At 62.8% G+C, this 9692-nt stretch carries 6 protein-coding genes; 4 read left to right on the forward strand and 2 right to left on the reverse strand.

Going from position 1 to position 9692, the window contains the following annotated elements; translation table 11 throughout:
• Positions 1 to 320: 320 nt before the first annotated feature.
• Positions 321 to 1433: a hypothetical protein gene (locus E3T46_RS17795; protein ID WP_166790190.1), complete on the reverse strand. Its 1113-nt coding sequence runs from the start codon at positions 1431 to 1433 to the stop codon at positions 321 to 323.
• A 168-nt stretch (positions 1434 to 1601) separates the two neighbouring features.
• Between E3T46_RS17795 and E3T46_RS07130 the strand changes: the two genes are divergently transcribed.
• From E3T46_RS07130 to E3T46_RS07140, 3 genes are read left to right on the forward strand one after another with little or no spacing between them, the layout of a single operon-like run.
• A complete protein-coding gene (locus E3T46_RS07130) occupies positions 1602 to 3353 on the forward strand; it encodes an aldehyde dehydrogenase family protein (protein WP_241980512.1) in 1752 nt (583 codons plus the stop codon).
• 58 nt (positions 3354 to 3411) lie between these two features.
• Positions 3412 to 4998, forward strand: coding sequence for an AMP-binding protein (locus E3T46_RS07135; RefSeq protein WP_134577979.1), 1587 nt, complete (start codon positions 3412 to 3414; stop codon positions 4996 to 4998).
• Positions 4995 to 6623 (forward strand): GMC family oxidoreductase N-terminal domain-containing protein, encoded by a 1629-nt coding sequence (locus E3T46_RS07140; protein WP_134577980.1) that lies wholly within the window; start codon positions 4995 to 4997, stop codon positions 6621 to 6623. The genes E3T46_RS07135 and E3T46_RS07140 overlap by 4 nt, the downstream gene beginning before the upstream one ends.
• A gap of 1192 nt (positions 6624 to 7815) precedes the next feature.
• Here E3T46_RS07140 and E3T46_RS07145 read toward each other — a convergent pair.
• The gene (locus E3T46_RS07145) at positions 7816 to 9039 is read right to left on the reverse strand and encodes an FAD-binding domain-containing protein (RefSeq protein ID WP_347232610.1); all 1224 of its coding nucleotides are present in this window, start codon (positions 9037 to 9039) and stop codon (positions 7816 to 7818) included.
• Positions 9040 to 9157: 118 nt separating this feature from the next.
• Here E3T46_RS07145 and E3T46_RS07150 point away from each other — a divergent pair, with 118 nt between their 5' ends.
• Complete coding sequence (locus tag E3T46_RS07150) at positions 9158 to 9538, forward strand: nuclear transport factor 2 family protein (RefSeq protein ID WP_134577982.1); 381 nt, start codon at positions 9158 to 9160, stop codon at positions 9536 to 9538.
• Positions 9539 to 9692 lie beyond the last annotated feature (154 nt).

The following is a 9692-nucleotide window of genomic DNA, read 5'->3' on the forward strand; positions in this document are numbered from 1 at the left end:
CACCCAACGACCCTGTGGCCTTGTGGCCCGAAAACATGCACCCGCGCCGCCGCCGCCCAGACCGGGGAGAGCCATGGTCCTTTTCCCCTAGGACCAACGTTCATCGCGACCACGACGACCGCGAAAGCTGCGACGACCGTTGCAGTGCCCAGCGAGCGACAACACCATCAGACGTGAGTCCGCTCAAGCGCTCCGGGGGGCTGCCCGCAAGGGCGCGCGCACGGGAGTCGCCCACAAACCGGCCAGTCGTACCGCTCGAAGGGCGGTGAAAAGTTCGGCCGCCTGCACGGGTTTGGCTACGGAACGCCCGGTCATCTCGGTTATCCGCCCCAGTCGGTGAAGTACCGTATTTCGGTGGCAATGAAGTTGCTTGCCGCACTCGGCGGTCGAACCGTCGGTGGTGAACCAGCATTCAAGCGTGTCCAGAAGCACGCGGGCATCGTCTGGATCAAGGTCAGCCGCCCGCCGAGAACGCCATCGCGGAGTTCGGCAGCGTATGCGGGTTGAGACACAAGAATGGTATCGATCGGGGCCGCGCCGTAGAGATGCACTCCCACCGCGGCGGGGGCGATGCAACGCATGGCCAAAAGCGCTTGTCGCACCGCGACAGGCGCGCGCTCGAGGGCTTGTATCGGCAGGCTCACCCCGATTCGTGAACTGACGGTTCCGACCAGTGCGTGCGCGGCGGCGGAAGGATGCGCACCCGCCACACTTCCGAGGAGGCCCAGATACTCACCTTTCCACGGAGCCCAGGCGGAGCTGACCCCCATCCCCCGCAGTCGGTCGGTTATGGCGGGAATTGGGTCATCATCTGAGTGCCGCATCTCAACGGCAAGAACGACGAAGGTTGCCTCCTTGGGAAGGCCAAGAGCACGAACCGCTCGACCGGCATCCCCCGAGAACTCGCCTTCCAAAATCGCGAGCAGCACGACGTTCTTGCTCTGCTGGTCTTTGCGTTCCCGTTCGTCGACGACCTCTCGGTACGTCTCCGCGGCGGCGCTCGAGTACCGGTCGATAATGCCCCATACTCCGGATGACGCGGTGAGCAGCGCTGTTGCGTGTTCGGGCGTCGTCGCCTTCGCCATCAACGCGTCCCACAGGTGTAGACCGGCAAGCCGGTATGCGTGCAGGAGACTCGCCATGGGGATGCCGTGCTCCGCTTTCACGCGGCCGGCATGGCGGGGTGCGGCGAGCGAGTCGTTGATGCCGAGCAGGCACTGCAGGATCGCCTCGAGGTTGTCATGCACGATACCTTCGAGCACACCGGCGCCGAGCACGCTCTCGGCGTAGTCGTGCTCGCCGTTGATGATCTGGGCAACGATGCTGTCTGATAACTCGCCGACCGAGTCGATCATGCCCGAGAAGAGCTCGCGAGCGCCGTCCACCATGACATCCTGGGTCGGCATGCTCTGCGGCGCTTCATTGCGTTCCATTTGCACAGTGTAATCCGGTGACTCTTCCGTTTGGTTGTGCGGCCGCACAATGCACAGTTCCGAAATCGCGGCGGCGGCCCATCGCTATCGCTGACGGTGGAGCCGAGACTAGCCTGACACCGCAACCCGGAATCCGGGTCGCCGTCAGGCAACAATCAAAGGAGATTGATGACTACCACCGATCCGATGTCGAGGACACAGCCCATTCGGCCCCTCGACCAGCAGCAGCGCGACCAACTCGACGCCGCCATCATCGAGCTGGCCTCGGGTGCCAAGCGCTGGGCCAGCACCCCACTTTCCGAACGAGCCGCATTACTGGGAGCTGTGCACGCAGCCATGACGGCGGCCGCTCAGGAATGGGCGGAGACTGCCACTGCGATCAAGGGACTAGACCCGTCATCACAGCTCGTCGGGGAAGAGTGGATCTCCGGCCCGTATGCCAGCCTTTCAGGCGCCGGTACCCTCGCTCAGTCCATCGCAGCCCTCGCTGCGGGGAGGAGCCCCCTTGCCAGCAGCCGATTCAGAACGGCCCCCGGCGGTCGCGTCATCGTCCCGGTACTTCCGACCAACGGGTACGAGTGGTTGCTGCTGCACGGATTCAGCGCTGAGATTTGGATGGCTCCTGGCCGCTCTCCCGAGGAGGTACGGGCCAGCGCTGGCCTGGGTGAGCTCACGCCGACAAGGTCGGGCGGAGTGGGACTCGTGCTCGGCGCCGGCAATATCACGTCGATTCCGCCGCTCGACGTGCTGTACGAGATCGTCGCGAACAACCGGTCGGTGCTGCTCAAACTCAATCCGGTCATGGCTGGAATGAAATCCGTTTTCGATAAGGCTCTCGCCCCCCTGATCAAATTCGGAGTGCTTCGTATCGTGCAGGGCGCCGGCGACGTCGGTGCGTATCTCACGCAGCACAACGGCATCGCGCACGTGCACATCACCGGGAGTGCGGCAACACACGATGCCATCGTCTGGGGAACGGGCGCGGATGCCGCGAGCCGCAAAGCAACGGGCACCCCGTTACTAGGCAAACCGATCACCAGCGAACTCGGCGGAGTATCGCCCATCATTGTGCTTCCGAGCGCATGGACGAAGCATGACCTGCGCTATCAGGCCGAGCACGTCGTTACTCAGCGCTTGCACAACGGCGGATACAACTGCATTGCCGGCCAAGTGGTTGTCGTCAGCAGCAACTGGCCCCAGAAGAAAGCGTTCCTCGCCGAACTCCGACGGGCACTGGCGGCAGCACCTCAACGCCCCGCCTGGTACCCCGGCAGCGATGGGCGCATGAGAGCCGCATCGGCCGCGTATCCGACCGCCGAGCGGATGGGCCAAGACGGCTGCCGCCTGCTGATCGATGTCACAGCCGAAGACGACGCATCGAACGTGATCACCACGGAATATTTCTCCCCGGTGCTGGGCGTTGTCGAAGTGCCGGGCACGGGGCAAGCCTTCCTTGACGCCGCCGTCACGCTGGCCAATGACGAGTTCGTCGGCACCCTTGGTGCGAATCTCATTGTCGAGCCCCAGGTCATCCGGCAGCTCGGAACCGGGTTCCTCGAGTCCATTGCACGCCTGCGCTACGGCACGATCGCCATCAATGCGTGGACCGGCCTCGGATTCCTCACAGCAACCGCGTCGTGGGGCGCCTTCCCCGGTGCCACCATCGACAACGTGCAGAGTGGCATTGGAACCGTGCACAACGCCCTGCTCATCGATCGGCCCGAGCGCACGATCGTTCGCGGCCCGTTCCGGCCGTTTCCGCGATCGTTCGCACACGGAGAATTCACTCTTTTCCCGAAGCCGCCGTGGTTCGTGCAGGCGCGTTCCGCCGCGACGACCGGACGTCGTCTCGCGGGTTTCGCGGCCAAGCCGTCATGGCTGAAGATGCCCGCCATCTTCCTGGCGGCATTCCGGGCCTGACCCTCCGGTTATCCCGCACGCTCCCCCACACTCATCCCCAGCCAGAAGGCGAGCCGCCGTGTTCACCAGTCCCTTTCCCGACGTCGAAATCCCCAATCTCAGCGTCTTTGACCACCTCTTCGGTTCACTCGAAGTCGCATCCGCGAACCACATTGCCCTCGTCGACGGGGCGACCCGTGAGACCACCACGTACGGCGAGTTGGTGCGCCAGATCGAAGCAGTTGCGGGGGCACTCGCCGCTCGTGGCATCGGTGTGGGTAGCGTCGTGGCGCTGCACTCCCCGAACCGATCCGCTTTCGCCGTGGCGTTCCATGGCATTCTACGAGCTGGCGCTACGGCGACGACCGTCAACGCACTGTCGACGGCCGGTGAGATGGCCACGCAGCTGGCCGACTCCAAAGCGGTAGCCATCATCGCAGCGGATACGCTGTTCGCCGTCTCTGCGGAAGCCGGCGATCTCGCCGGTGTGGCAGCAGACAACATCATCAGCATCGATGAGGTCAGCGGGAGCACGAGTCTGGCCGACCTGATCGCGGAGGCGCATCCCGCGCCCGAGGTACATTTCGATCCGGCAACGCACCTGGCCGTGCTGCCATACAGTTCGGGCACGACGGGCAAGGCCAAGGGCGTCATGCTCACCCACCGCAATCTCGTGGCCAATGTTGCGCAGTCGGCACCCATCATCGGCGTGAGCGCCGATGATCGCGTTCTGGCTGTGCTGCCGTTCTTCCACATCTACGGCATGACGGTGTTGCTCAACATCTCTCTGGCACAACGAAGCACCCTCGTGACCATGGCACGATTCGATCTGACTGATTTCCTCAGTCTCATCCAGTCCGAGCGCATCACCTACGTCTTCATCGCTCCTCCCATCGCGGTGGCGCTTGCGAAGCATCCGCTGGTGAGCGAATTTGACCTGTCGAGCCTGCGCACGGTGTTCTCGGGGGCGGCGCCCCTGGACGGCATCGTCGGCGGCGCTGTTGCCGAGCGCCTGAATTGCGAGGTTCTCCAAGGCTATGGAATGACCGAGATGAGCCCGGTATCGCATGCCTCACCCCGAGGTCGAACCGACATTCCCCTGAACTCGGTCGGTCTGACGGTGCCAAACGTGCAGTGCCGTATCGTTGACCCGCTCACCGGAGACGACATCGAGATCCCGGCCGTGGGCGTGAGTGAGCCCGGCGAATTGCTGTGCCGCGGCCCGAACATAATGGTGGGCTACCTCGGAAACGATGAAGCAACCCGGGCGACCATCGACGCCGACGGTTTTCTGCACACCGGCGATATCGCAACGGTGAGCGCCGAGGGGTACGTGACTGTCGTTGACCGGCTCAAAGAGCTCATCAAATACAAGGGATATCAGGTCGCGCCCGCAGAGCTTGAGTCGTTGTTGCTGGGGCATCCCCAAATCGCCGACGCCGCAGTCATCGGTGTGATCGACGCGGATGGTGAAGAGGTGCCAAAAGCATTCCTGAGACTGCAACCGGAGGCCACGCTCACCGGGGAGGAGATCATGATGTGGGTCGCCGATCGGGTAGCCCCGCATAAGAAGGTTCGACAGGTGGAAATGATCGACTTCATCCCGAAGTCGGCGTCAGGCAAGATCCTGCGCAAGGATCTGCGGTCAAAAGGAGCGCTCGTATGAGTACCAACGCTGAAGAATTCGACTACATCGTCGTCGGTGCAGGATCGGCCGGAGCAGCTGTCGCAGCTCGACTCACCGAAGACGCGAGTATCTCCGTTCTGCTGCTCGAAGCCGGTGGTGTCGACGATAAGCAGGAAATCGTCATCCCGGCCGCGTTCCCGAAGCTGTTCAAGTCCGATGCCGACTGGAACTACCAGACCGAGCCGCAGGCCGAGCTAACGGGGAGGTCGATCTACTGGCCACGTGGCAAGGTGCTCGGCGGCTCATCCTCCCTGAACGCCATGATGTGGGTGCGCGGATTCGCTGCCGACTATGACAACTGGGCAAGGCTCGCCGGGGACGGCTGGTCGTACGAGGCGCTCCTGCCGTATTTCCGCAAGGCGGAGGCAGTGGAGGGCAACAGCGATCCCGACCAAGGCACGGACGGCGCGAATTCGATCTCGCACCAACGCAGTCCTCGATCGCATACCGCAACCTTTCTTGAGGCTGCCGCCGAGGTCGGAATGCCACTTGTCGCGCCGAACTCGGCAAACCCGGAAGGGGTCAGTCAAACGATGGTGAGCCAGCGTGGCGGCATGCGGCACAACACGTCGGCCGCCTACCTTGCGCCGGCAGCCGAGCGCTCCAACCTGGTCGTTCGCACCGGGGCACACGCCACTCGAGTGCTGTTCGACGGAACCCGCGCTGTCGGTGTCGAGTACCTCAGCGAGGGCACCCCGACCTCGGTCTTCGCGCGCCGCGAGATCGTGCTGAGCGGCGGAGCGGTGAACACACCGCAGTTGCTCATGCTGTCGGGCATCGGCGATGCGACGCACCTCCGCTCCTTCGGAATCACCTTGCTCGTCGATGCTCCGGAGGTCGGATTGAACATGCGCGACCACCTGTTCGCGGCGCTGGCAGTCGAGACCGACGATGACACCCTCTTCGGTGCCGAGACCGAGGAGCAGCTCAACGACTTCGTCTCGCAGCAGCGCGGCATGCTCACCTCCAACGTTGCGGAGGCGTACGGTTTCGTCAAGACCGACCCATCGCTCGCCTTCCCCGACATCGAGGTGCTCTTCGCCGCCGTGCCATATATCGGTGAGGGGCTCGTGGCCGCGCCGCGGCACGGCGTCAGTGTCGGCGCTATTCTGCTGCGGCCCAAGAGCCTCGGAAGCGTGCGACTCGCCTCCGCCGATCCGCTCGCGAAACCGCTGATCGATCCGAATTACCTGGGCGATCCGAACGGAGAAGACCGTGACACTTTACTCGCGGGCCTCGGCGTGTGCGAGCGTATTCTTGCCGCCACGGCGTTCGCTCCAACGCGGACTGACGGCAAGTTCATCCAACCCGCCGGGTCGGATGCTCAGACAGCGGCCGAGCGTGATGCCACGGTGATCGATGAGTTCTCACAGACCCTCTACCACCCGACGAGCACCGCTCGCATGGGATCGGATGCTGGATCAGTGGTCGACCCGGAGTTGCGTGTGCGCGGCGTGCAGGGACTTCGCATCGCCGACGCGTCGATCATGCCGGAGATCATCCGGGGGCACACGAATGCTCCATCCATCATCATCGGCGAGAAGGCGGCTGATCTTCTGCGCGCATCGGTGCCGACCAGAGTGGAAGCGGCTTCGGTTCATTGAGGTGAGTCCAGCGGCGAGGATCGCGCGGCAGCGCGGATCCATTCGGCGCAGGATCACGGTCGCGGCGAGAGTCTCCCTCGCGACCGGCGGTGGCGTGAATCAGAGGCTGGTCAGCGATGTTTGCAAACAGATTGGGCTTCATCCGCCCGCCTCTCGTTCCCTGTTCCCTACCGATGATGTGCTGTTGGATGCGGTGAATGATCTCCTCGTTGAGGAGTGTGCGCAACGACTTCGAGGTGGGGTTTCGGCGTTCACCCCGAAAGGTGATGGTGTGATTCTCGACACCTGGGAGCGATCCTTTGAAGCTTGGCTTCTCGACGGGTATACCGAGTCGAACTTCTCCGAGTCCCCCTATATCGCCAGAACACTGCCTGCGCTGCTAGAGCAGGTCAGCGAAAGGCGGTCGTAGTCGAGTAAAACCGCGAGGTGGCAACGATGATGCCTGTCCAGATCGGAAGCGTGCATTTATCGCGCCCAGCCATGCGCTCGCTACTTTCCGGTGGCAGCGGGCCCGTGACCCTCCCGTGGATTGCTTGACTCCAGAATCGCACTCTTGCGCCGTCCCCAGCGGATGAAAAGCCCCAGAGCCACGACGATGCCAACCACAACGAGAACCTGGACCACCACCCAGAAGATCCACCACGAAAGAGCACTGAATTCCATTTCGACCACCCCTCGATTCGCGGACACCTGAGCGCTCTACCTAGCGCGAGCCTAGGCCCGGGGTGTCGTTCGAGGCAGTACGCCGTCGAGTGCCTGGCCAGGAGAGAGCATCCCCAGCATCTCGTTTGACGGACATCGAGCACGACAGATCTGGGGCTGATCCATGCAACGGTCGAATACTCTGAGGCCGTGTCAGAGGGAAACCCTTGCGGGGTCTCCTGCACGGTTAGGGACAGTAGCCGAAATCCCCAGAAAAGCATTGGTGACAGGGCATTTCCTCGACGATGTGAGGTTGCAACGATACTCTCCGCGTGCTCCTCCAATGTGGGCACGGCGTTGTGAAATACATCGCAGTATTGACTGAACACCGCCGGTGTCCCGTTGACCTCCGAAGTGTGGGTTTTGAGCTTTCAGATTTCCCCAGACCGACTAGTAAGCAGTTACCGACGCTCTAAGCATTGTGCCGCGTGATGTGTCCGGCGGATGCTCGACTCTGCTGATCGTGTCGCCCTGTGTCAGGGTCCCGGGTCTACAAGCCCTGCTGGCGCAGCAGTTCAGGAATACGCTCGCGGAAAGGGAAGAACCCGCGCGCGGCGTAGGGCCAAGCGAGCGTGTCCCAGCGCCGCCTGACGATCGTGACCGTTATTCCCTCCGAGGCGAGAGCGGCGCCGAGCGTCAGCATCCGTTGCTGCACCGGGCCTACCGGTGCGTTCGGTATAACCACCGTATCGAGGCGTTCGGACTCCGCCCACTTCAGAACCGTGGAGGGGAGCGCGTCGGGCAGCACTCTCCCCGGTCGCCCGAGGGCGTCTAAGGCCCGCTTGGCAGCGTCATCGAGGGCTGATGCCGTGAATCGCCGCACTGCATCCGAGGCGCCGGAGGGCGAGCGCTCGTCGGGATCGGTGGATCCGGCGATAGCCACGAGTCGGCGGTTCGAATCCAACCAGGAAAACTCGGCGCGCAGGCTTGCCGCGTCCAGATCCTCTTCGTGCAGCAACAGCCCCACTCGGGCGCCTAATGGGGTGGACTCGGCGGGAGCAATCGGTGCCCGCGTTGGCAGTGGCTCTTCGATGATCGCTCGTGCCGACGTGGCGAGTCCCGATGGCGAGAACCGGCCCTCGGTGTAGCGAGAAATGTTCGATGCCGTCGCGAGGTAGGTCTTTCCGGCTGTCTGGAGCCCGGCAACCCACCGCCAGGAGAGCGTGTTGGAGGCGGCATCGCCATCAAGAAGGTGTCGATAGAAGAAGTCCGCACCGAGTTGCCACGGCAGGCCGAGCGTGAAGATCCAGATGCTCGCAAACCACATGCGGGTGTGGTTGTGCAGGTATCCGGTGTCCACAAGCTCACGCACCCACGCATCCATCGCATCAATGCCGGTGTGCCCAGCGATGGCTTCGCGGTAACCTCCGGAGCGTGTGTCACTCGCGAGCCCGGGCTCGGCCACATCGCGGCGATACCGTCGCCACACCTCGGGATTCTGTTCGAGCCATCCCTTCCAATACGTCCGCCAGAAGACTTCCTGCACAAATTTCTCGCATGCACCGAACCGATGCCGTTCAAGCACAGCCGAAACCACTTCACGCTCGGTCAGGAGTCTGTGGCGGAGGTACGGAGAGAGACCGGAGACGTTTTCACGGGAGGGTCCAGTGTCGTGATTGCGGTCTCGCGTGTAATCTAACCCCGCATGAGGGACGAACAGGCCGAGGGTTTCGAGGCCGGCAGCTCGGGTAGGAGTGAACATCCCTCTCATCATGCACCATGTGAATTTGAGAAGGTCCAGGTCGGCCCCCTGGGGCAATGCTAAACGGCGCCGAGTATGTCAATCACCCGCGGCACAGGCTGGCGGTCGCCGTTGCTGTTAGACAGGACTTATGAACATCGATCCTGCGACCGTGGTGAATATCGAGCGAGAGAGACTTCGCGCGCTCGTCGAACGCGACATGGCCGTTGCGGAGCGCCTCCATGCGCCCGATTACCAACTTGTGACGCCCAACGGATCCACACGGACAAAATCGACCTATCTCAGCGACGTGGAATCGAAGCGACTCGAGTACCTTGTGTTCGAGCCCGAATCAGAAATCTCCGTTAAATCGTCGGGGAACCTTATGATTCTGCGATACATCGCACGAATAGTCCTCAGCGTCGGCATAGCCGATGAGCTTGAATTCCGCGCCTGGCACACTGATGTTTACGAGCATCAAGATGGCCATTGGATGGTCTGCTGGTCGCAGGCCACCACAATCGCCCCATAGTGCAGCAGCCTGCGGGCCAGTGCCCGAAAGGCGAAGGCGAATTCAACCGGTCGTCGCAACGATGGGTATTTCTGGCTCTGACAATAGTCGTTGCATCGCTTGAGCGGGTGTGATGCCGCCGAGTGTTTTGCGGGGTCGATTGTTGAGTTCGGTA

Origin of the sequence: Cryobacterium sp. Hh11, assembly GCF_004404045.1 — a bacterium.
In the GTDB taxonomy this organism is placed as follows: domain Bacteria; phylum Actinomycetota; class Actinomycetes; order Actinomycetales; family Microbacteriaceae; genus Cryobacterium; species Cryobacterium levicorallinum.

Bases quoted from the DNA above. Each gene is read 5' to 3' on its own strand.
- E3T46_RS07140 (WP_134577980.1), top strand. From the start codon at position 4,995: ATGAGTACCAACGCTGAAGAATTCGACTACATCGTCGTCGGTGCAGGA.
- E3T46_RS17795 (WP_166790190.1), bottom strand. From the start codon at position 1,433: ATGGAACGCAATGAAGCGCCGCAGAGCATGCCGACCCAGGATGTCATG.
- E3T46_RS07150 (WP_134577982.1), top strand. From the start codon at position 9,158: ATGAACATCGATCCTGCGACCGTGGTGAATATCGAGCGAGAGAGACTT.
- E3T46_RS07145 (WP_347232610.1), bottom strand. From the start codon at position 9,039: ATGATGAGAGGGATGTTCACTCCTACCCGAGCTGCCGGCCTCGAAACC.
- E3T46_RS07130 (WP_241980512.1), top strand. From the start codon at position 1,602: ATGACTACCACCGATCCGATGTCGAGGACACAGCCCATTCGGCCCCTC.